Source organism: Algoriphagus taiwanensis, from assembly GCF_036245645.1.
In the GTDB taxonomy this organism is placed as follows: Bacteria; Bacteroidota; Bacteroidia; order Cytophagales; family Cyclobacteriaceae; genus Algoriphagus; species Algoriphagus taiwanensis.
On sequence record NZ_BTPE01000020.1, the window covers coordinates 28,187 to 49,065 of the forward strand.

At 42.1% G+C, this 20,879-nt stretch carries 19 protein-coding genes; 6 read left to right on the forward strand and 13 right to left on the reverse strand.

Features of this window, described 5'->3' with window-relative positions:
* Positions 1 to 667 precede the first annotated feature (667 nt).
* Positions 668 to 1,528 carry an SDR family oxidoreductase gene (locus AAA938_RS18905; RefSeq protein WP_338230338.1) on the reverse strand — a complete coding sequence of 287 codons (861 nt, stop codon included), beginning with the start codon at positions 1,526 to 1,528 and terminating at the stop codon, positions 668 to 670.
* Between the two features lie 145 nt (positions 1,529 to 1,673).
* Between AAA938_RS18905 and AAA938_RS18910 the strand changes: the two genes are divergently transcribed.
* Positions 1,674 to 2,048 (forward strand): winged helix-turn-helix transcriptional regulator, encoded by a 375-nt coding sequence (locus AAA938_RS18910; RefSeq protein WP_338230339.1) that lies wholly within the window; start codon positions 1,674 to 1,676, stop codon positions 2,046 to 2,048.
* Positions 2,049 to 2,608: 560 nt separating this feature from the next.
* Here AAA938_RS18910 and AAA938_RS18915 read toward each other — a convergent pair.
* The 8 genes from AAA938_RS18915 to AAA938_RS18950 all read right to left on the reverse strand — a co-directional run bounded on the left by AAA938_RS18915 (position 2,609) and on the right by AAA938_RS18950 (position 7,095).
* Complete coding sequence (locus AAA938_RS18915; protein WP_338230340.1) at positions 2,609 to 2,860, reverse strand: hypothetical protein; 252 nt, start codon at positions 2,858 to 2,860, stop codon at positions 2,609 to 2,611.
* Positions 2,861 to 2,877: 17 nt separating this feature from the next.
* The gene (locus tag AAA938_RS18920; RefSeq protein ID WP_338230341.1) at positions 2,878 to 3,120 is read right to left on the reverse strand and encodes a hypothetical protein; all 243 of its coding nucleotides are present in this window, start codon (positions 3,118 to 3,120) and stop codon (positions 2,878 to 2,880) included.
* The gene (locus AAA938_RS18925; RefSeq protein WP_338230342.1) at positions 3,096 to 3,524 is read right to left on the reverse strand and encodes a DUF5675 family protein; all 429 of its coding nucleotides are present in this window, start codon (positions 3,522 to 3,524) and stop codon (positions 3,096 to 3,098) included. Before AAA938_RS18925 ends, AAA938_RS18920 begins: the two co-directional genes overlap by 25 nt.
* Complete coding sequence (locus tag AAA938_RS18930; RefSeq protein ID WP_338230343.1) at positions 3,524 to 4,273, reverse strand: hypothetical protein; 750 nt, start codon at positions 4,271 to 4,273, stop codon at positions 3,524 to 3,526. Before AAA938_RS18930 ends, AAA938_RS18925 begins: the two co-directional genes overlap by 1 nt.
* A 190-nt stretch (positions 4,274 to 4,463) precedes the next feature.
* Positions 4,464 to 5,108: a DUF6266 family protein gene (locus tag AAA938_RS18935; protein ID WP_338230344.1), complete on the reverse strand. Its 645-nt coding sequence runs from the start codon at positions 5,106 to 5,108 to the stop codon at positions 4,464 to 4,466.
* Between the two features lie 273 nt (positions 5,109 to 5,381).
* Positions 5,382 to 5,576, reverse strand: a complete 195-nt coding sequence (locus AAA938_RS18940; protein ID WP_338230345.1) for a hypothetical protein — start codon at positions 5,574 to 5,576, stop codon at positions 5,382 to 5,384.
* A 29-nt stretch (positions 5,577 to 5,605) separates the two neighbouring features.
* Positions 5,606 to 6,316 carry a terpene synthase family protein gene (locus AAA938_RS18945; protein WP_338230347.1) on the reverse strand — a complete coding sequence of 237 codons (711 nt, stop codon included), beginning with the start codon at positions 6,314 to 6,316 and terminating at the stop codon, positions 5,606 to 5,608.
* A gap of 200 nt (positions 6,317 to 6,516) precedes the next feature.
* Positions 6,517 to 7,095, reverse strand: coding sequence for a cyclic nucleotide-binding domain-containing protein (locus AAA938_RS18950; protein ID WP_338230349.1), 579 nt, complete (start codon positions 7,093 to 7,095; stop codon positions 6,517 to 6,519).
* 269 nt (positions 7,096 to 7,364) lie between these two features.
* Here AAA938_RS18950 and AAA938_RS18955 point away from each other — a divergent pair, with 269 nt between their 5' ends.
* Together AAA938_RS18955 and AAA938_RS18960 are read left to right on the forward strand one after the other, a co-directional pair.
* Entirely contained in the window at positions 7,365 to 7,844 is a 480-nt protein-coding gene (locus AAA938_RS18955; RefSeq protein ID WP_338230350.1) for a MauE/DoxX family redox-associated membrane protein, read from the forward strand.
* 560 nt (positions 7,845 to 8,404) lie between these two features.
* A complete protein-coding gene (locus tag AAA938_RS18960) occupies positions 8,405 to 8,662 on the forward strand; it encodes a hypothetical protein (RefSeq protein ID WP_338230351.1) in 258 nt (85 codons plus the stop codon).
* A 50-nt stretch (positions 8,663 to 8,712) separates the two neighbouring features.
* Here AAA938_RS18960 and AAA938_RS18965 read toward each other — a convergent pair whose 3' ends face one another.
* From AAA938_RS18965 to AAA938_RS18975, 3 genes are read right to left on the reverse strand one after another with little or no spacing between them, the layout of a single operon-like run.
* Entirely contained in the window at positions 8,713 to 10,035 is a 1,323-nt protein-coding gene (locus AAA938_RS18965) for a RagB/SusD family nutrient uptake outer membrane protein (RefSeq protein ID WP_338230352.1), read from the reverse strand.
* A gap of 17 nt (positions 10,036 to 10,052) precedes the next feature.
* Positions 10,053 to 13,253, reverse strand: coding sequence for a SusC/RagA family TonB-linked outer membrane protein (locus AAA938_RS18970; protein ID WP_338230353.1), 3,201 nt, complete (start codon positions 13,251 to 13,253; stop codon positions 10,053 to 10,055).
* Position 13,254: 1 nt separating this feature from the next.
* Complete coding sequence (locus AAA938_RS18975) at positions 13,255 to 15,552, reverse strand: TlpA family protein disulfide reductase (protein ID WP_338230354.1); 2,298 nt, start codon at positions 15,550 to 15,552, stop codon at positions 13,255 to 13,257.
* A gap of 1,580 nt (positions 15,553 to 17,132) precedes the next feature.
* On the opposite strand from AAA938_RS18975, the gene AAA938_RS18980 reads away from it, so the two are divergent.
* The 3 genes from AAA938_RS18980 to AAA938_RS18990 all read left to right on the forward strand — a co-directional run bounded on the left by AAA938_RS18980 (position 17,133) and on the right by AAA938_RS18990 (position 18,398).
* Positions 17,133 to 17,345 carry a helix-turn-helix domain-containing protein gene (locus AAA938_RS18980; RefSeq protein ID WP_338230355.1) on the forward strand — a complete coding sequence of 71 codons (213 nt, stop codon included), beginning with the start codon at positions 17,133 to 17,135 and terminating at the stop codon, positions 17,343 to 17,345.
* Positions 17,346 to 17,546: 201 nt separating this feature from the next.
* Positions 17,547 to 17,927: a hypothetical protein gene (locus tag AAA938_RS18985; protein ID WP_338230356.1), complete on the forward strand. Its 381-nt coding sequence runs from the start codon at positions 17,547 to 17,549 to the stop codon at positions 17,925 to 17,927.
* 15 nt (positions 17,928 to 17,942) lie between these two features.
* The gene (locus tag AAA938_RS18990; protein ID WP_338230357.1) at positions 17,943 to 18,398 is read left to right on the forward strand and encodes an HAD domain-containing protein; all 456 of its coding nucleotides are present in this window, start codon (positions 17,943 to 17,945) and stop codon (positions 18,396 to 18,398) included.
* A gap of 604 nt (positions 18,399 to 19,002) precedes the next feature.
* Here the strand turns inward: AAA938_RS18990 and AAA938_RS18995 are convergent.
* Positions 19,003 to 20,781: an anti-phage dCTP deaminase gene (locus AAA938_RS18995; RefSeq protein WP_338230358.1), complete on the reverse strand. Its 1,779-nt coding sequence runs from the start codon at positions 20,779 to 20,781 to the stop codon at positions 19,003 to 19,005.
* Between the last annotated feature and the right edge of the window lie 98 nt (positions 20,782 to 20,879).

Genomic DNA, 20,879 nt, shown 5'->3' on the forward strand with positions numbered 1-20,879 from the left:
CAAAAGTCAGTGCCAGCAAGAGGAAAGAAATCTCTCGCAAAGACGGTAAGGCGCTAAGAGATCTAAATCCTGCTTCTGGAGAAGCAGAACAGCGAGGAGGGCTTGCGACGGTGTGGGCCTTAAACAAAAAATCCTGCTTCTGGAGAAGCAGGATAACAAGTAGATGGATTACAAATCCCTAGGATAAAAGTTCGGGATTGCAAATCCCGAACAGCCGTGTCTCGAACAGCGGGGTAACTATCTCTCCGACAAGTAGGATAGCACCAATGTGCGTACTGATGGAATGACCCTATAAGGGTCAAACTTTTCAATAGCCATGGGTTTTAACCCATGGATTTTTGAATAAGGCAAATCATCAGCGCTGGCCATGTATCTCGATCTGGAAACCAAAAGTCAGTGCCAGCAAGAGGAAAGAAATCTCTCGCAAAGACGGTAAGACGCAAAGAGACCTAAGTCCTGCTTCTGGAGAAGCAGAACAGCGAGGAGGGCTTGCGACAGTGTGGGCCTTAAACAAAAAATCCTGCTTCTGGAGAAGCAGGATAACAAGTAGACGGATTACAAATCCCTAGAAATAGGTTCGGGATTGCTCCCGATTATCGGGACTCGAACAGCAGAATAAAAGGCCGAATTGCTCCCGAACGGCTGTCAGGATCGGCCCTTATTAAAATTACTTTGCAAAATCTCTTTTTAATACTTCTTTCAGATTGGTAGGGACACGTCCCAAAATCTTTTCCACATCGGGTGAAAGGTGGGCAACTGTACCTGATTTGATCATTCCATAAACAGAAATCATGTAATCAGCAATAAAATCAGGAGCTCCTCCGGCTTTCAAAGCGGACCGAAATGCCTCCTCGCTGGGGTTGGGATATACAATATGCTTTCCAAGAACCTCAGTCAATATTTCCGCAGCCTCATAAAAGTCAAGCAATTGTGGACCAGTTAACCGGTAAGTCCTTCGAGTGTGCCCCACTTCCGTCAGGACCTTGGCTGCCACAGAGGCAATATCCTGGACATCTACAAAACCCGCTTTTCCATCGCCTGCCACGTTGAAGGTAATGCCTCGCTCCATCAGATTTTCAAACTCAAAATTTTTGAAATTTTGGGCGAAAAAGGAAGGTTGCAGAATCGTATAGTCAAAATGATTCTCCTTCAGGTGATTTTCAATGATAAAGTGAAAAGCCAAATCTCCTTTCAGACTTTCATTACCCATTGCCGAAAGATACACGACTCTGAGTATGCCTTTGGATTGGAGGAAATCAAGAAAAGGGAGAATGATAGTTTCCATATTCAGGGTCAATGGAGGCCCCAAAAGGAAAACTTGATCCACATTTTCGGTTGCTTGTTCGTAAGTTGATTGGTCGGTAAAATCAAATTTCACCCAATCCACTTTGGAGATATCCAAGACGGATTTCGCTTTCTCAAAGTCCCGGGTACCTGCAACAAAATTGAGATTGGATTCCTGCAATAGCTTCACTAGGGACTGTCCAATAGTCCCTGTAGATCCGGTAATTAAAATTTTCTTGTTCATTGTTCTGATAGTTATTTTTAATGGTTACTTTTAGTAACTCAAATGTAAAAAGTAACTTTATCCCAAGAAAGAAGGCACAATGAATACACCAAGTATCCCGGAAGTAACTAATGCTGAGTCAGAAGCAGATAAAACCGGAGAAAAAATGAAAATAATTTTGAATCTGGCGAGGGACCTCAACCAATTCTGTCCCGTACGGGATGTGGTACACCGGATCAGTGATAAATGGAGCCTACTTTCGATTTTGGCTTTGGGTACCCACGGCACCTTGCGGTTTAATCAATTAAAAAAGGAAATTGGAGATGTATCCCAACGGATGCTCACCGTAACCCTTAGAAATCTGGAAGAAGATGGATTTATCAGCAGAAAAATATACGCGGAGGTTCCTCCACGGGTAGAGTATAAGCTGACCGAAATGGGTCAAGGCCTGATGGAGCAGACCTTACAATTAGCGGATTGGGCTAATAAGCAGCTCCCTCAAATTATTGCGAGTCGAAATAAATTCAGAAATCTCCGGTGAGTAAGCTTGGAAAAGCTAAATGATCAATGTTCATCCCGATAAATCAGGTCAAATTCAAGGGGAAAAGCAATGAGATTGCAAATTCAGAATAGCGGAGCTGGCCCAGTTTCTCGATCAGGAAACAAAAAGTCTGTGCCAGCAAGACCTAGTGCGCCGTGGCGGATGGAAAGAATTCTCTCGCAAAGACGGTAAGGCGCAAAGAATTTTAAGTCCTGCTTCTGGAGAAGCAAAACGGTAAATAAATGCATGGGGATTGCAAATCCCTGAAAATAAAAAGGCGAATTGCTCCCTTACGGCTGTCGGGATCGGCCTAGCGGAGGCCTTAAATAAAAAATCCTGCTTCTGGAGAAGCAGGATAACAAGAAGTTGGATTACAAATCCTTGGATAAGAGTTCGGGATTGCAAATCCCGAACAGCGGGAATAACAAGAAGGTGGATTGCAAATCCCGAGAATGAAAGTTCGAGATTACAAATCTCGAACAGCAGTTCCACCAGGCGAGCTTGCGCCAAAATGGGTAATAAAAAAACCCGAACAGGATTCCTGCCCGGGTTTTTAATCTTTATTTGACTTTACTTAAAATCCTCTCCTCCAATTTGGATTCATCCACAGTCAGCTGACAGATGCTGACCAGAATGGTCCCGGCGGTAATGGCATAGCCTGCCACCTCCTGAATAATTTCCGGAACAGTACCCGGGGCGGTCATCACTGCCAATCCTGCAGCTGCAATCCACAATCCCAGCTTTCTGAGTATCTGGAAGAAGGGTGGAGTCGGTGCCTGGACTCGCTCCCTGATTTCATTGATTAGATCCATTTGATTTTTTTTTGATGTTAATCTTTCCTCTGAAAAGAATGCCTTGCATTCCTGAACAACTGCTTCTTTACCAAAAGCAGTACCTCGGAGATCCTTTCGATTTCTGCACTCAAGCTTTCCTGACGAAGTTTGAGATCGAGAAAATCTCCCTGCAAAGTCCTGAAATCCTGAATCAGGAACTTCAGAAAAAAGGCGATGACCGATAGCAACAGCGAAAGGATCGCCCCTGTGAGCATCAAGAGAAGTTGGGAATCTGACATGGCTCAATAGAGTAAGGGATACCCATGCCCACCACTTGCATTTCGACCACTTCACCCCTTTCCCAGAGTTCGCCCAATTCCTCGAGCAACTTCTGAAAAGCCAAGCGGGTAAAGGTGGGTTTCCCATCTGCATTGAATTCGGTGAAGGGTCCCATCTCAGCTGTATCGGGTAAATGGTCGGGTTGGATATGCCGAATAATAGCATTCTCTCCTACTCGGATTTCCCATCCTCTATCCTCTGTATGCCTAGGCTCCAGCTCATAAACACCTTCATCTATGCAATGCCTGTGTGGGGAATAGCAGGATTTGGGAGCTTCCCGGATGCAACAGAGCAGCCGACTTCCCAGGTAAAGCCTCCCCAGCGTTTGCCGGGGAGTATACCTGCGTTTGAGCAGGAGACGCATTAGCTTGTTTTGCTGGTATCCAGAATTTTGGCAGCGTTGTGGGCGCCATTGTTGATGGCGTACTCCACTCCATTGACAATCTGGATAAACTCTACTGTCAGCAAATACACGAAATGCGTTCCGCTCAGCTGTCCTTTATCCACAGAAAGAGATTGAGCTTCGGAGGTTTCCAACACGGAAAGGGCACCTGTGCCAGTGGCGGAAACCGTGCGGATACCGGAGTCAAAGTCCACTGCAACACCGGTAGCAGAAAGCCGGTAATGGGTAGCCCCGTTTGGAATGGCAATCATATCCCCCGGTACAAAAGCAGGGATTTGAACTTGCCAGGCGCTGGGAGAATCGGCAGTTTGGATATCAAAGAAGAGGGTACTGCTCAGGGATGATCCTGCATTCAGTTCCATATCTTTCAAGAGATCCCAATTCCCCAATTTGACTCTTCGGTCTCCTCTTACGCTGGATTCATCTGACTTCAGGACCTGCATCATCACCTGGGTAATGCGCAGATTAAGCCGCTTGTCTCCGATTTTGGAAATCACCGGTCTCAGGGCATCCCGAAGCAACTTCGATGAGTTGGCATTGTCGGTAAACTCCCGGATATTTTCCCGGGTCCGGGCAAATCGTGGATCATTCATGATCCTGGATTTTTCAACCCCGCCTTTTTCCCGGGCGAGGTATCCGTCTTTGGTTTTATAAAAGGACAATCTCCCGATTGGCCCTTTTAAGGTTATTACTCCTGTTTGCTTTGCCATAAGTATATGGGTTTTGGTGAAACATGGAGCTAAGGTGAATCACAAAGAACTGACTATCAATTGAATGTGCGGATTTGACGGATTTGACGGATAAATGCGCTAAATCCGCTTTTGACCTATGGAAAATGTACAACTAGAAAAAGTAGAATGGGAGAAAATGCGCCAATCTATTCCAAACGAAAGAAAAGGATTATATCGAGCCCAAAAATCGAATATCAGAGAATTCTTGTTTGCTCTTTTGGACAGTACAGAATCCACCAAAAATATATACTTCAGCTTCACTTGAAACTTTCCAAGGTAAGGTTACCAATTGTGATCCTTCTTTTCTGTATTTACCCTCTGGTATAAAATGAACTAATTTTCGATTAGGAACATAGATAACAAGCACTAGCTTTTCATGCTGTTTCCAGAAGTCAGTATCTGAGCCTGCATCCCAGGAAATTTCAAATAAGTCTGTAGACATCTTTCTTATTTGAATGCCTTCCAACTGGCTTAAATATCCTCTAAAGAGAAAGATTTTCTCCGGAATTATTTTGGGCTCCCCATCAACATTTTCAATGGCATTTTTTAAAACCCAGCTTAAGGAAGAATTTACTCCGTCTTCTTTTTTAGAAGAAGAGTCTTTATAAAAATGATCTAGAACTCTACGAAGGGGGGCTATAAATTTTTGACCTATTGAGAATGCTTTTTGCTGAAATATTTGCTGCTCTGTTGGGGTGTATTTTCTTGGGCCAGGTTTTTGGCGGACAACTGTCTTCCCATTTCGCTTATAGAAAACCAAATTTCCCAAACTACCGGTCATTCCTTCAAGAAAACCATTATTGATCCGTGCCATATTCTTTTTTGTTTGAACGTAAAAACCAATTAATCATCGAATGATAATATCTTCCTTTACTCTACTCTATTTTTCCCTATCCAAAACCTTGTTCTCTACCAATTTTAACCCACTCTGAGGCCATGAAATTAATGGCAGACTGGGATAAGACTGGGATGAAACCCGGAGGAGAAAAAGGATTAAGGATGTCATTGGGTAGGGAAATTTTTTGGGGTTTTAACCTTGGATTTGGAATTTTATAGAATTGTATATGGTGCGTAGCCTGAGAGAATGTTATGTGATGTAGGGGTCAATTTTTTCTTTTGGAATCCCTGCAAACGCAGCAAACTCATCCACAGTCACAAACTGATGAGGTTCTTTTTGAAATGAGATTTTGATCTTCACAAGCAATCTCTGGGCATACCGCTCACTTCGCCCGGTTATGATTTGAACATCTTTGGGGAATATGATCAATCGCTTCTTTAACATAGTGACTATAGCTAAGCAAAAGATAAGGATCATGAGTATGACACACCATTAAGGTAGGAATCGTAACGAAGCGTGACCTCGTTAGACCAAAAAGCACAACCTCCCATAAGAAGCTTCAATCCTTCCACCCAAGATTTACACTCGGAGCAATCACCTAATATTTCAAGAAAAAGCAGGTTAATTTCTTTATGTAGCTTTTTTTGCTCTCCCTCCAAAAATTTCTGTGATCTGGCAATATTCCCATCAGACAGAAGGGCCATTATAATTAGCTCATTATGGAAATCTTTATTTTTGATTTCCTTATCTGCAGAAAGCAGATCATTGCTTAAACAAATCCATCGGGCAATTTTATGCTCCAAGATTTCTGAAAGGCACCCAGCCAACGGATTATGTTCGCCCTTTAATACTTGAAAAGAAAGGTAAACACCTGAAATATTTGGACGATTCATCTGATAATCAATAAGATCCGGAACAATCTTTGCCTCCTTATTCCTTTTTTCCCAAAGCTGTGCATTAAGAAAATTCTCCCAGTGACAGGACCATTGGACATACCAATCTTTTCTGAAGCTGGAGGGTAGCTCAGCATCCAATTCTATCCAAGTCAAGATAAAAGGATTACGGCCTAAATATTTTCTTCTATTCCCTGATATTCTCAGGGCTTTGATAAAGGATTGAAATTCATTCTCTGAGAGTTTTTCTTGAATATCATCCAAGATAAAAAGCCAAAGAAAGCATTTCATGATCCATTCCAGTCTATGTTTTGAGCATTGGGGGAATAGGTAGCCGGCGAAATAGTTGATTTTCTGAAGCTGAATTTTTGTCAATTCTTCATAGGAATGGACTATTTTTCTAGAAAATGCCCAACGCAGCACTTTTTGATCAAGCTCCTTAGTAAACCGATTTACTGCCACAGGAAATTGAATAGTTTCCATACCCTATATCATTTTGATTTTCGCTTATTTCGAATGACACTTCTCGTGGAGATATTGAAAAATGAACCTAAGTCAGGATTAGAAATCTCCCCGGCAAGGCCTTTAAACTCTTTCATCAGAATAGGATAACCGGTTTCAAATCCCATTTTACTGATCTCCAATACTCTAGCTTGGCGCTGGGTCACCCTTTGATTGACAGCCAAAGCTAACCGCATGATAAATATGTCTTTGGCTGTTAAATCCTGCTCATCGTCAAAGGAAAACTCCAGGTAAATGACTGGAGAAATTGCTTTGATTTCTGCATCACTGGGCTTTCCTGAACGATAGGAATCCAAATCAAAAACAGTGTCTGAAGGTTGATAAATAGCAAAGAGCCTAAGTCCTGAAGGAGTGGATCTATAATAACCTATAAACCCCTCACAGATATATCTGCTTACTTTATCTACCACACCCGCTTTTTTAAGAAATTCTCCCCGCTGTTTGTGGATAAGTTTAAGTTGAGGGATAACTAAGGAATAGGAATCTTTTGGGATGTGTATCAATTGCTCATAATCGGCAATCATCATCTCGATAAATCTCTCTTTCATAGCTGTTGGATTTAAAAGTTGACATATTTAAAAAGGAAGGTTATACTATAAATCACTGAATACAAACTAAAAGACAAGTGTTAATCTAGTGTTAACTAGGGCTGATTTCAAAATTTTCAACTGACTTTTTTAGTCTTGATTAATAAAAAGTGTCATTTGTCACTTTTTTTAAGAACATCCCTTTCATTGTGTCATCTGTCCTTTATCCAAATTCTGTAAGTTTCTACTTTTCAGACGGCTATACATAAATCTTAAGCCTGCCTTTTCCCATGAATCTAAAAATTCAAAATGTAAGAAAAACTAAGGTGAACACTCAGTGGATATTATCCGAAGCTTCTGGTTTGCTCATAGCTTTTGTATTCACCTATACCGCAATTGCCAAAATCTATGATTGGCAGGCTACCCGGCTAGCTATGTACAATCAGGTGATTCCGGATTGGTCGAAGGACTTGCTTCTTTATGGTATCCCTTTGATCGAGCTAATTGTAGCATTCATGCTACTGATCCCAAACTGGAGGAAAATAGGTTTTCTGGCAAGCCTGATTCTGATGCTGATCTTTACCGGCTATGTAGCTTGGGTATGGTTTGGACTGGCCGGGCGGGTTCCCTGTTCATGCGGGGGAATTATTTCTTCCCTGACTTGGGGACAGCATTTTGTTCTCAATTTGGGATTGATTGGGATTTCGGTACTGGGATTGAAGTTGGAAGTGGGGAAGTATGGGAGAGTAGGCAGTCGCAGTTTTCAGTAGGAAGGGAGTAGGGATTGGCCCCTAAGGGGTCTAACTTCTCAATACCTGTGTGCCTGGAGAGTAGCCATGGGTGTGGATCGACTTCGCTCACCAACCTCAACCCATGGATTTGGATGCGATGTATTAGTTGGGCGCTGGGGTAGGATCATGAACTGGAATAGAAACGTCAATGCCAGCGCAATGGAATCGGGTAGGTATTCGGGATTACAAATCCCTAAGGATAGTAGGGCCGGATTACAAATCCAACCCAGCTGAGGAGGTCTGTGGGGGCCCGCCAGCGGACGGGCAGGCACAGACCACGGGGAAAAAATAGAATGCCATTGCCGGGCAAATGTTGCTCAAATGGGAAACAGTTAATTCATAACCAAGAAAAGTAAAGATATCACGGTCAGTGATGCCACAAGGTGGTAGCCTGACAACAGCAGGGGGCGATACCTGATACGCGCGGATCAGTGTAAATCCGGCCGCCCCTCTCGGAAGGCCATAGCTGCGTGCAGGCAGTGAGATGGCCAAAGCGACCGGAGTTGAATCAGTTTCAAGTAAATCAACAAACCAAAATTATGAAAAAATCAGTTTTAAATCTCGTTCGAGGCGGTGTATTCGCCTTAGCTGCAATAGCGGCTTTCGCTTTTACGCAGCCTTTGCCAAACACCCCAGTTTTTGCTACACCTGATGGTGGACAAACCTGGGTCGAGGTCACCAACCTCGAAATCAATGAGGACTACGAATGTATTCCCGGAAGTGAAGCCTGTACCTTCAGTTCGCCTTCCATGGACGATCCTATTGGTCCTCAAAATCGAAAGTTTAGGCTTTTGTAAGCCAGCCTAGATTTAGGGGTAAGAGTCAAATCTTACCCCTTTTTTGCTTTTTAATAAAACTCAAGTTCCCTTGCAGGAATCGGCAAAAGGTATTTTTCAGAATTTGGTTCAAGCACATAAACAGTTCCCTCATAGGTTCTTTTCAAAGTTTGTTCAAACCGATCATCGCTATTAAACCGCCTTAAATCAGACCACCTGATTCCCCTAAATGGGAGTTCTTTTCTTCGTTCTTCCAATATGATACTAAGAGCTTGGCTTTCGCCTGTGAATTCGATAGGCTCCCAACCCTCCAACATTCGATTTTCCAACAATTGATTCAGTACCTCCTCCCCCTTCTTTAAATCCCCTGTCCTCACCAGTGATTCTGCATAATTCAGATAGCTTTCATTCAGGGATAATCCTCCAAACAAAGGCCTTCCACTTAAATAACTCCCGCGAAAATTGATAAATCCACTGGCTCGGGTAATGAAGAATAGCTCTTTTCTTAAATCAGTACTGTCATACAAATTGAGCAGTTCCGGAGAAATCTGAAATCCTGATTGTGAATTGAAATAGCTAGTACCCCCAACTCTGGCTAACCAAATCACCTCTGAGCTAAAGCGGGGAATCGGATAGGTCGCATTTTTATCCAAATCCTTGTAATCCAATAACTCACCACCCAAAGAAAGAACCTGCTCTGCGGCATTTTTTGCCAGCTCAAATTCCTCCCAATCCAGATAAACCCGAGACAAAAGTGCATACCCTGCCTGACGTGAGGGCCTCGACAAATAGGGAGTAAAACTTGGCAGCTTGGCAACTGCTTCCTCCAAATCTTCTCTGATCAATTCCCTAATCGCTTGTCTATCGGCCAGTTCAGGTCTGAATACCATAGATGTCCCTCTTCTGATGGGGATTTTCTGGCTAATCCCATCAGTTTCCAAGTTTGCTCCCTCCTGGAAAAGTGTACTGAGATTGAAGTAGGCAAACGCCCGGTAAAACAAGGCAGTTCCTTTCAATTCACTGACTTTGGAATTTCCTTGGTCCATCTTTTCCAAGGATTCCAAGGCTACATTTGCGATCTGAATTTGATTGTATAAATCCCTCCAATCAAAAATCAGATCATTTACCTCAAACGGTCTTGGCAACCATAAATAAAAGTTTTGTTCCAATAGATCCATCGAGGAAATCGCCTGATCATCTGCCACAAATTCATCTCCCATGACTACGGCTTGGGTTGGAAAATAATTCATAGACTCTGCATTATCCAACAATGCCTCCACCGCCTCTATTGAATCTGGCGTATCAATGGCTTTATTCGGTTTGACATCCAGATAGGACTCGCAGCTTGTCATTACCAATACCATTAGGGTAAGAAGAATATTTACTTTTTTCATTTTTTTTCAATTTGGAGTTAGAAATTCATTCGAAGTCCGAAAGCTGCGGACCTTAAAGGACGCATAGTGGGAAAATCAGGGTCCAAAGGATCAGAAGTGGCTTTCCAAAGAATACCCACATTGTTGAGATAGGTGAAAATCTCCAAACGCTGGAAGGGAAGTCCCGGGGAATTCACTTGGTCCCAAGCATATCCCAATCTGATATCCTGAAGCCGTATATGATCGCCCCGCTCGACCAATACAGAGGAGGACTGATAAAATGACTGACGAAGTGTGTTTAAACCTGCAGGTTGGGAAGGAATCTGAGTGATCAATTCATCTCCGGGTTCTCTCCACCTATCCGTGTAATCTGAATGGGAAATTTGCCCTCTGGAAAGAGCTGCATAGTCCACCGATCTCCTTCGATAGTAGTACCCCATCCGGTAGGACATATTGATGGAAAGTGACCAGCCTTTCCATTCAAAATCATTACGTATCGAACCAAAAAGGGTGGGTCTGGAAGATCCGTGAAACTTTAAAGTCTCCGGCGTCAATCCCCCGATTATCTGGGAATAGTTGTCTGAGAGTTCCCCATCCACAAACCCCAATGGATTTCCTGTATCGGGATCCAAACCTCCCCAAGGATAGGAATACACCGAAAACAGAGGTCGCCCTTCCTGTGGAACCACGTTTCCCGCTCCTCCGAGGTATTGTGAAATCGTCCGGGTCCCCTCAAAACTCAACACCTCATCCCTAATCCCACTCATCAGAAACTGGGTAGTCCATCGTATGGGTTTTACCAAATTGACCGTGTTGAGGACCAGATCAAAACCGGTGGTTTGGGTTTCCGAAAAATTGCCTCTCACCACATAGATGCCGTTGGAATCCGGAACCTCAGACTCTCCTATCAAATCCTCTCCTCGTTTGGAGTAAAATTCAAGACTACCACCTATCCTTCCGCTTTTGTTTTCAAAATCAAGCCCCAGATTAATTATTCTGATTTTCTCCCACCTTAGATTTGGATTGGGGGGATTGGTGATAAAGGCATTCCTTAATCCAGTCACATAAGGATGAAAGTTTTGGTAGAACAGCGTAGTAAAAGCAGTAGTGGATTTATCAATATTCCCATTATACCCGAAACTGGCCCTCAGCTTCAAATAGGGCAAGTATTCCATTCCATAAAACTCCTCCTCGCTGATCGTCCATCCCAGCCCAGTACTCCACAAGGGCACCCCACGCTGATTGGTCTCCACACCAAACAAGTTGGACATATCCCGCCTTGCACTCGCTGAAAAGGTATACCTGTTTCGGTAGGTGTAAGCCGCATTTCCGAAATAGGAAACATATCTATCCACCAATCCCGCATGATTGCCTTGATACGGGATCGTTTGGAGATTACCTTGATTTTGATACAAACGGAATTGGGAAATATAATCCACCGGTGAACTTAAACCCGTCGCATCATCATATCCATAGTATAGTGCCTGATCCGAGCGGGTTTGAAGGTCCCTCAACTCCCAACCTCCCAGGGCATTGATTTCATGGTTTTCACGGACCAAGCGATAACTCAAATTTGCCCTGAGATTATGGCTGAGAGAATTGGTGATTTGCTGGTTCAGGCGTCCTCCTCGGGGAATGGGAAAGGATAAATTTCCATCCGAATCCACTTGGGTAAAACTGTTGATCTGATGCCTTACTGCATACAAATCGGTGGTTTCTATATTCCGAGAAGTATTTTGGTTGTTCCAAAATTGGTACAATACCTGAGCCGTCAAACCTTCGGCAATCTTGTAAGTCAGTCCCAAATTGGCACGCCAATCCATGGCTGTGGTTAATTGATTTCTACGGTTGATTTCCTCCAAAGGAATAAATCTCCAGTCCAGAAGCTCGGAGTCTCGGGTACTTTCCACAAATCGGGTATTGAGCAAACCCACCACTGGGAGGGGATTGCCCTGACTATCAGCCAGTGATTCGTAAGGAAAAAGATCCGGCAAGGCGGTTTTTACGCTACGGTCTGATTTTGCCAAGGCAATACCTGTAGCTATATCCAGTTTACCTCCTAACAGCCTCCAATCCTGACGGGCATTCAGGGTGATTCTTCGGTTATCATTTCCGATGACATCTTCCAGATTGGAGTCCAATCCTCCCGAAAAATTAAATCGATACTTCTCCCCTCCTCCACTTACCTGAATGGCATTTTGAAATCTCATCTCAGGACGGTAATAGTGTCTGCTCAATTCCCTTCTGGAATCCTGAGTGGCAAATTGACTGAGTCTGTTATTGGCTTCCTCCTCACTAATGCGCCCCTCTCTGGCAGCCAATAAAGTTTCTACTACTGGGGAAACAGGCAATCGAGCGGCATTGGTAATTCTGGCATTATAAAACCCGGAATTGAAGAGATTTCTTTCCTGTTCTATAAAATCCCCTATATCCATCAAGGGTTGATAAAAAAGATCCTGCTCCTCAACCAAGGTCAGGTTGGATTGAAGCGAAACCTGAATGGGCTGATTGAAATTCCCTGATTTGGTGGTGATCACGATTACGCCATTTCCTGCCTGGGCTCCCCAGATAGATGCAGCCGCAGCATCCTTGAGGACGGTAATACTTGCCACATCATTGGGGTTGATATTTTCAATAGGTCCTTCATAGGGCAGATTATCAATAATTATCAAAGGCAGGGTATTTCCAAAAAGGGTGCTTCTTCCCCTAATACTGATCGGATCATTTAAAGCTCCTGTTCGATTAAAAATGAGTCCCGGAGTAACGTCTTCCAGTCGTTCCAAAACATTGGTAGAAACCCTTCGGTCTACGAGTTCCTGATCCAGAAAAGCAAAGGAACCCGTGGCCCTTTCTTTTGGAATTTGCTGATATCCTGTGGAAAGAACTTCTACCTGATCCAGCCCTATTTCTTCGGGTTCCATGAGAATATCCAGTTGAACCTGGCCTGACTGAACCTCTACTGTCTGCTGAACCATCTTGAATCCGATAAAACTGATCCTAAGCTCATAGATTCCAGGCTGGAGATTCAATGAAAATTTGCCTGTCTCGTCCGTAACGGCAGAAGTTTTGGGATTGACTACCAATACCAAGGCTCCGGGAACTGGAATTCCTGTGTCTTTTTCGAGTACAGTTCCGGAAATGCCCGAACTGCTTTGCATGGCACTTGCAGGGGTTAGGCAGCCAAATACGAGAAATAGCACTGCCAAGCACCCAAATGGGAATAAATAAAGCGTTTTCATATCAATGGGATTGAGTAAGTGTATGGATAGATGGGGAGTCCCCGTTCAGATAGGATTGAAGCAGTTGCCTCCACCCTTCGAGGTCTTGTGGAAATCCTCCGATCTGAAGGATTTTGCCGTCCTTATCCAGGAGCATTTGTTCCGGAAAGGCCTGAATATGGTATTGTTTCAAAGCCGGGTGGCTGACCCCATGGGCAAAAAGATTCAATGCCTTAGGGGTAGTCAATTGGTCTTGGGCCAGTGTGGATTTCCAATGTGCCAGATCCTTGTCTCCGGTGATGGTGACAAAAAGAATGTCGGAAAGGCTCCCAAACTCTTCCAGCAGGGGAAGAAATTTGTTTCTTGCAAAAGCCAGACAGGCTCCACAACCGCTCAACCAAAAGTCAAGAAAAACCAACTTTCCCTTCCATGACTCGGGATAGACCGGCTCGCCCTGTTCATTCCAGAAAGGCTCATTCAAAAACTCACTTCCCTTTAGGTTGGCAAGTAAAATGTCCTGGAGGTATTCTTTGATCCAAGGGGATTCAGTCCTATCCAACAAACCTGCGATCAAGGAATCGGCTACTTCCAACTCCTTATATTGCCGGACAAGGAAGAAGGCATTCACCTGGTTTTGAAGATTTTTGGGCAAAGCCTCGGTAAGGTGGATAAAGGAAATGCCTGAGTAGATTTCCAAAAGGTAGTTTTCCACATATAAAGCCTCCACAAACTCCAAGGGATATTCTTTGAGGAAGTTCACCCGATTTAATTCCTCCTCTTCCAGCGCATTTTCCAAAAGCAATTGACCCCACTCCGGCGAGCTGGATTGGGTGAGCACCATAAAGTCCAAGGCCTGCTTTCTGAGTTTCCCTTTCCAGTAAAGCCAGAGCCAGTCATAAAATTGCGGGTCCAGATCATCCCCATACCGAATCAACTCCCGAAACACCGGATGATTCTGTCCTGTGGTATTCAGTAGGAATCTGGCTCGGTGGAGTCGTTCAGAATCCTCAGCCAAGAGTTCCATCTTTCTATTCCATCCAACCGCCTGGTTTTCCTCAATTCGTTGGTATTGGGCTATCTTCTCCGGGCTGTCCAGAATCCGATCCTTGCTTGAGATAAGCATGATGGGATTGATGGATTTATTTTCTGCCAAAGCCAAATCCTGAAGCTGAACCTGAAGGCGGAACTTTTCCTTTTGAGGTCCCAAAAAGAGAAGTTTGCCAGTATCCCTATCCATATTTACCCTGAGTGAATCATTCGGCTGTACCCAGAGATCCTGAATCAGAATCTGTGTGCCTAATTTGATTTCCACCCTGCCAAAGCCTGCCTGCAAGGGGATTTTCGTTTCTCCAAGCTGAAGTCCATTGGTACCTTCCAGAAACTCTCCGGAAGAAAGGCTAAGTGAATCCTGGAGCTGGAGAAAGTAATCATGCCGGAAATCCAATTCCTGCGAACTGAGGGAAACCTTTAGATTACCGGGTATTTTGGTCGGTGCCCCTTCTAACTCAAACCGGATAAAAAGGAAGGTGGAATCTTGGAGAGAAGAGGGGTTGGAAGAGAGAAGACCGGAGACGGGAGACGGAAGAGAGGTCCGCTGCAGGATGCTTCGACTTTGCTCAACACAAGTGTCGGGTGTCCGATGTAGCGGGTCGTCACAGTGGAGAGCTCTTGGGTGAGACGAAGCAGTCTGATCAATAGAAGCCAAGACTGGGAATGGGGCGGGTTGGAGACTTGAGATCCCCTCCCCTGCACCCATGTCCTGGTCGCTTTCAACTAAACCATTTCTAGTATCTAGACACAAGACACAAGAAGCAAGACTTTGAGCTTCAGTAATCTTAGAGCTAGTTTCTCGGCCAGAATTGGTTGTGACATCAAAGACTGGGACAGAGGAGGAATGGAAAATTACTTCTCCATTTCCTTCCTCATTGTCCTGGTCGCTATCAACTAAACCAAAATTTAAGTTTTCGAAAGTATCGGAGCGGGTCTCCCCGCCCCGATTGGGCACAGACCTCTGAGGAAAATCTGCACCGGGTGAATCAGCAACTTGACTCTGACTGGGTGATGTACAACAAATGCCTATTAAAATAAAGTAGACTGGAATGCAATTAGGTATTGGGTATTTGAGATAGACTGCGCGAGATACACTTCGCTTCGCCACGTGAAATACGCCTGCGGCGAGATATTTGATGAGCACTTTACACCGCAAAGCGGTGGGTGGATTAAGAAGTCCAAGGCGTTCTTTTATCGCCTTGAGCTTAATTCTGGCTTTCTGGAAAAGGCATGACAATGCCAGGAAGCATGTGAATAGAAATTTTTTCATGCTACTAGTGGTTTGTGATGATTGCTTGATTTGAGGAAAGAGATATGGCTACGCCGAAATACGCTTCGCAGAGATATGCTAGCGCGAAATACACTCCTCCTTCCTCGGAGTGAAATACACCTCCCTGCGGTCGGTGAGATATTGGGTTCCGAATTGGAATCAAGTATTTCAGACGCCGAAGGCGGCTTTATTTCGATTTTATTTCAACAGTGTTTCAATTGTATTTCGGATTAGGAAATAGCTATCCATCCTGACTCCGTATAAGCCAAGCAATCAATGAGTTAATAAATAAGTAGATAGTAGAAGGAAAAAGATACGCTGCAGTCGATCGGTTCCTTCTGGAAGAGTCACTAGGAAAGAGATACCGCTGTGCTGAAATACGCTTCGCGAGATATCGCTTTGCTGAGAAATGCTAGCGCGAAATACACTCCTCCTTCGTCGGAGTGAAATACACCTCCCTGCGGTCGGTGAGATAATGGGTTCGCGATACTAAATCAGCTTATCATCTTTCCTTAATGACTGGCGTCACTCCCGGATTCGTAGAAGTATGCCAACCGGAGGCTACAAGGTCCTAGTCGGGCAATCCGAGAGAAAAAATAGGTTCAGGTAGGGTTTTTGATCAGGTTTTTGAAAAGCATTTTACTGCTTTTGTTGACTCTCGAAGTTGGAAATGAAAGTGCTGACATGATTGAGAAAATTAGAATTTCGGATGTCGGATATCGGATTTCGGTCCGTCCAACTCTTGATACTTGATACCAACTACTTGATACTCTTAAGAAATCTTCGATTTCCACCGTGCCAGGCACATCCACTGGCGGCAAGGGATAGGTTTGAGGGAAATACTGCTACGCTGAGATAAGCTTCGCGAGATACCGCTATGCTGAAATACGCTTCTCGAAATAGGCTCCCTGCGGTCGCGAAATACTGGAGATACTGATAGAATCAAGTATTTAAGACGTCAAAGGCGGCTCTATTTCCAAGGTATTTCAACAGTATTTCTACCTTATTTCAATAGTATTTCCAAAATCAAGAAAAGGGAAACTCGAATTTTCAATGGTCTGTCCTTGCGCGCGTAGGAGCAATCCGAGTAGAAAAGTGAATCGTGGGATCCTCAAATAGGATTCTTTGGTTTTAAGGGAAAGAGTAGATCAAATCTTGAAATTCCAGCCATAAAATGAGGTATTTCCAGGGATACAGCAACTGCTAACCTACACCTAGTCTGTGTTTGGGCTTTAGAAAAATCAAGAAATCGGATCAACCCTGTTTTCATTTTGAATCAGTTTTTCTGAAATGTAGTCCAACAGCTTAAAGATTTCTTTAATATCACTCAGCTGTACCTGATTGCTCTCTTGCACTGGAATCTGGCTTAATATGCGTATCAGTGCATCTCTACACCTTATAGCCTGGTGTGCCTCTAGCTTAATTTGGATACCGAATTCTGAGGTATCACCCTTGTTTCTTTCAATCATTATCATGTTATTCTGTAAATATATCATTATAAAAATGATATTTCAAAAATTGAAATCATTTTTTTCTTGATTTTTTTAATGTTTTCATACATTTAAATAAAGATTTACTTGATGACCAGACTAGGGGAATATTTGAATAGAAAATCTGTTAATAAATCAGATGTGGCAAGAAAAACAGGGCTAACACCGCAAAGAATCGGTGAGCTTACTCTGAATCCAAAAACCAAACTAACCGCAGCAGAACTTTACCTGATTGCCAAGGCGATTGATGAGGATCCTTGTAAGTTGTTGGAGTATGTGTGTCAGGATTTGAGGGAGCAGTAATTGGGAAAAGGGGGTGAGGTGGTTGAATTGGAGAATTAAGGAGGAATTCACCTTCTACACATTTATTGAAAACTTCAAAAAAGTAAAGGCGGACATTAACCAAATAGAAAGGCCAGGAAAATCATAAATGATGAGACCCATGGGTTGGGAAATGGTGAATGAGGAACGGGTTTAATTTATTGTCTAATAATTACTTTAACCATGAATCTAAGGGATCAACTTTTTAACTTGATGAACAATGGTGAGCTTGAGTTGGGCTCAACTCATAAAAAACTATGTCTACCAATTATTGAGCGCATTTATAAAAAAATGATACTAAATTTAAGATTTGGAAGTATTCAAATAGATGAGGGGGTAATTCTAAATGGACACCATAGATATCTAGCTTCCAAGCTGGCTAATTTTAATTTAGATCGAATTCAAGGGATAAGGTCTTCGGCAAAGGAACTAATTGATTGGCAAAACGTTATATTGGTCGAGGAGGATTGGGATACTGAAGCCAAAATTAGGCTTTTGAATGAAGAAGATGCAAGATTAAACGAAATGAGTTTAGAAGAACTTCTTGCACTACTCGACACATAATCTTAGCTTTACAAAATGTTGATTTTCTTAGACATAGATGGTGTAATGGTTTCAGGTGCCACCTGGAAAGTTCCAGAAACTCTGGAAGACGGCTTTCCTGTGTTCTTAGAAAAGGCAGTTAGAAGCCTCAACTCATTAATTACTCCGGACACAAAAATTATCTTGAGTACCAGTCATAGAGATAGGTTTACCTTGCACGAGTGGAAAAAAGTATTTCTCCGACGTGGGATCGTAGTTAATAAGCTTGATAGATTCCCATACGCACACGGATTAAAAAAACGAAAAGACGAAATCTTGGAATGGTTTGCGACCCATTCAAGACCTAAGGATTTTGTCATCATCGATGATGATAAAACTCTCTATGACCTTCCAAAGGATCTAAAAGAGCATCTCATAGTAACCAGTCCGTATATAGGGCTGACTATGGAAAATCTACAGGAAGTAAGGGGATTGGAACTAGAAATGGTCTAATTCCTACCTTTAAAACTTTAAAAAATGTATAAACTAATTCCAAAAAAGCCCCTTCAGGTGAAATCTGAAGGTTTTTTCATTGATAGGTAGGAATAACTACAACTTGATAAGCATAAAATTAGGCAATTATGAAGCCGAAGGATAAACTAAAAGGAGCAAGCAAATTTGGGGTAAAAATCAATAGAGATTCTTCGCTGAACCATACTTCCAAGACCGTTTTGTTTCCTAAAAAACTAGAACTAGCCAATAAAGTAGTCGCCAATCTTAAATGGAAGGCGGATTAATAATTGGCTTGCCCAGATTAAAGTCTAAAATTAGGCGACAAGTAAACTGGAAAATCCATTCTATACCAGAAATGGAGGACCATAAACTCTGTAATGTGATCGCCTATTTTTTTAACGTGACAAGCAATTCTGCGGAGACTTTTTCAGCTATCAGGTCCTACAAATCCAAAGAAATTCCGATTCAATCCCCATAAGCACTCCACCGGTTTTCCTGAAATAATCGGGACAGGTAGTGTAAAAGCGCTTTCATTGTTTCCCGATTATCATCGGGACGGGCTGTGCTACGCACGCAACGAAAGCTTAGTTGTTAAATGTTTTTTTTATTTTTTAGTTTTATTTATAAGCTCAATATACTTTTCACTACTTTGCTTTTCTCTTTCAATATACGAAATTGGTAAAAGTTGAATCTTCGGTTTTGCGGTTGATGGATTCCATTCAACAACGTTTCCATCCTTATCTTTTCTTTTTATAGATCGACCTGAACCTGAATTTAATGAGAATAGGTCGAAAAACTTTCTGGGTCCAACTCCAATGAATGGTATAAAATAAGTAGAATCCTGTTTTTCTTTCATTTCGTCATCGGGTATTTTTGATTTTATAGATTCTGAGTGAAATTCTAATGCTTTTGACTTTGGATATGGTTCAATAAAATATACTTTGTCAACACCCGCAGCAATTATATGTTTTGCGCAATTATGACAAGGGAATGTCGTGCAAAATAGCACACTATTTCTTGATGAAATATTATTTCTAGAGCACGTCATAAGGGTTTCCATTTCTGCGTGAACAACCCTACCAAATTCTATTAAGTCTTTAAGCCTACTAGAATTTAGAATGGTTTCCAATTCCTCAATTGGAATACCTTTTTCAGCAGATTTTTTTAAAATTTCTTCAATAATTTTCTTTCTTTCAATAACGTTTGAATCATATCCTCTTGTGTAATCTCTTCCAAAAGGGAAATCGGTAAATTTATTATCCTTTTTGTCATAGTATGGCCAATATAATCCTCCACCATATTTAGGAATATCATTCGCTCCTGTTGCAATAATATCATTATTTTTTGTTAAAACAGCTCCAACTTGTCTAGATAAATCAGCAGACCTTAATGAAGCTGTAAAAGCCATAAACATTGCATATTCCTCAAATAAAGGTGTTAAATGAGGGGAACCAAAAATTAGATCTAAAAATCTAAAAAGACTTTGCTTGAGTTCTTGACTATTATAATTAACATCAACAAAAAAATCAGAAAGATGGTAAGTGTCAGAAGTGTGTTGACCGTGTCCTACATCATCGCTTTCGTCCTTAGCAATTAAGGTATTTGCTTCCTCATCTGAAATTTTTAATTCATCAATTAAGTATTTTGTTCTGTGATTAATGTCGGAATAGACTCCAATAAGATAGAATCCCTGACCATAAATTTCTCTTAATGCTTTAACTTCGTCAGGGTGTTTTATTGACTCTATAATATAAGCTTTTCTTAAAACATCATTTTCCCTTTTACTATTAATAATTGAGGCCGCACCTAAAGCTAAAATAGCATTGTTTTTTGTAATATTTCTGACCTGATTACCAATTTGCATCAGGTTGCTAATTCTTTCATAATGTTGGGAACCAGATCCTATTGGAGGTGTGTGTATCGGCAATTTTTCTAGAATTACTTCTGAAATTTTAACCTCTTCGACTTGGTAGTTAAAATTATTTTCTAAACGTGTTCTAATAATATCCTTAACAGATTGGTATTGAGTTCCAATTGCACCTACTAGACCAATTATTATTTCAGAATCATTGAAGTTTTGGGATAAAAATTTACTTTGCTTTTTAGGCTTTTCTTCTTTTACTGAATTCTCAACCTCTATTGGAGTAGAAATAGTAATTTGTTCACCATTTAATAGTTTTTCAACTTGTATTTCGTATTCTCTTGACTTTTCGGGATTTCCTTGGAATTGAATAGTTCCCGTAGTGGTGTAAAAATTAATTGAAATTCCATTTACTTTTACTTGAAATGTGTTTACATTAATTTCTTTCCAATCATCAGGGATTAGTGGTGATAAAATATCTTTTAATTGATTTAAATTTCCTGAGGTGAATTTGAGACTCATAGTTTTGGTTTAAAATATCACATATCTTCATTAATTAGCACGATTTTTCCGTGATTATAGACCTAAATCGGATCGCTAAGCTCTATAAAGCCTCTAAT

Excerpts from the sequence above, each read along its gene's own strand:
- AAA938_RS18905 (WP_338230338.1), bottom strand. The coding sequence starts at position 1,528 with ATGAACAAGAAAATTTTAATTACCGGATCTACAGGGACTATTGGACAG.
- AAA938_RS18910 (WP_338230339.1), top strand. The coding sequence starts at position 1,674 with ATGAAAATAATTTTGAATCTGGCGAGGGACCTCAACCAATTCTGTCCC.
- AAA938_RS18915 (WP_338230340.1), bottom strand. The coding sequence starts at position 2,860 with ATGGATCTAATCAATGAAATCAGGGAGCGAGTCCAGGCACCGACTCCA.
- AAA938_RS18920 (WP_338230341.1), bottom strand. The coding sequence starts at position 3,120 with ATGTCAGATTCCCAACTTCTCTTGATGCTCACAGGGGCGATCCTTTCG.
- AAA938_RS18925 (WP_338230342.1), bottom strand. The coding sequence starts at position 3,524 with ATGCGTCTCCTGCTCAAACGCAGGTATACTCCCCGGCAAACGCTGGGG.
- AAA938_RS18930 (WP_338230343.1), bottom strand. The coding sequence starts at position 4,273 with ATGGCAAAGCAAACAGGAGTAATAACCTTAAAAGGGCCAATCGGGAGA.
- AAA938_RS18935 (WP_338230344.1), bottom strand. The coding sequence starts at position 5,108 with ATGGCACGGATCAATAATGGTTTTCTTGAAGGAATGACCGGTAGTTTG.
- AAA938_RS18940 (WP_338230345.1), bottom strand. The coding sequence starts at position 5,576 with ATGTTAAAGAAGCGATTGATCATATTCCCCAAAGATGTTCAAATCATA.
- AAA938_RS18945 (WP_338230347.1), bottom strand. The coding sequence starts at position 6,316 with ATGAAATGCTTTCTTTGGCTTTTTATCTTGGATGATATTCAAGAAAAA.
- AAA938_RS18950 (WP_338230349.1), bottom strand. The coding sequence starts at position 7,095 with ATGAAAGAGAGATTTATCGAGATGATGATTGCCGATTATGAGCAATTG.
- AAA938_RS18955 (WP_338230350.1), top strand. The coding sequence starts at position 7,365 with ATGAATCTAAAAATTCAAAATGTAAGAAAAACTAAGGTGAACACTCAG.
- AAA938_RS18960 (WP_338230351.1), top strand. The coding sequence starts at position 8,405 with ATGAAAAAATCAGTTTTAAATCTCGTTCGAGGCGGTGTATTCGCCTTA.
- AAA938_RS18965 (WP_338230352.1), bottom strand. The coding sequence starts at position 10,035 with ATGAAAAAAGTAAATATTCTTCTTACCCTAATGGTATTGGTAATGACA.
- AAA938_RS18970 (WP_338230353.1), bottom strand. The coding sequence starts at position 13,253 with ATGAAAACGCTTTATTTATTCCCATTTGGGTGCTTGGCAGTGCTATTT.
- AAA938_RS18975 (WP_338230354.1), bottom strand. The coding sequence starts at position 15,552 with ATGAAAAAATTTCTATTCACATGCTTCCTGGCATTGTCATGCCTTTTC.
- AAA938_RS18980 (WP_338230355.1), top strand. The coding sequence starts at position 17,133 with ATGACCAGACTAGGGGAATATTTGAATAGAAAATCTGTTAATAAATCA.
- AAA938_RS18985 (WP_338230356.1), top strand. The coding sequence starts at position 17,547 with ATGAATCTAAGGGATCAACTTTTTAACTTGATGAACAATGGTGAGCTT.
- AAA938_RS18990 (WP_338230357.1), top strand. The coding sequence starts at position 17,943 with ATGTTGATTTTCTTAGACATAGATGGTGTAATGGTTTCAGGTGCCACC.
- AAA938_RS18995 (WP_338230358.1), bottom strand. The coding sequence starts at position 20,781 with ATGAGTCTCAAATTCACCTCAGGAAATTTAAATCAATTAAAAGATATT.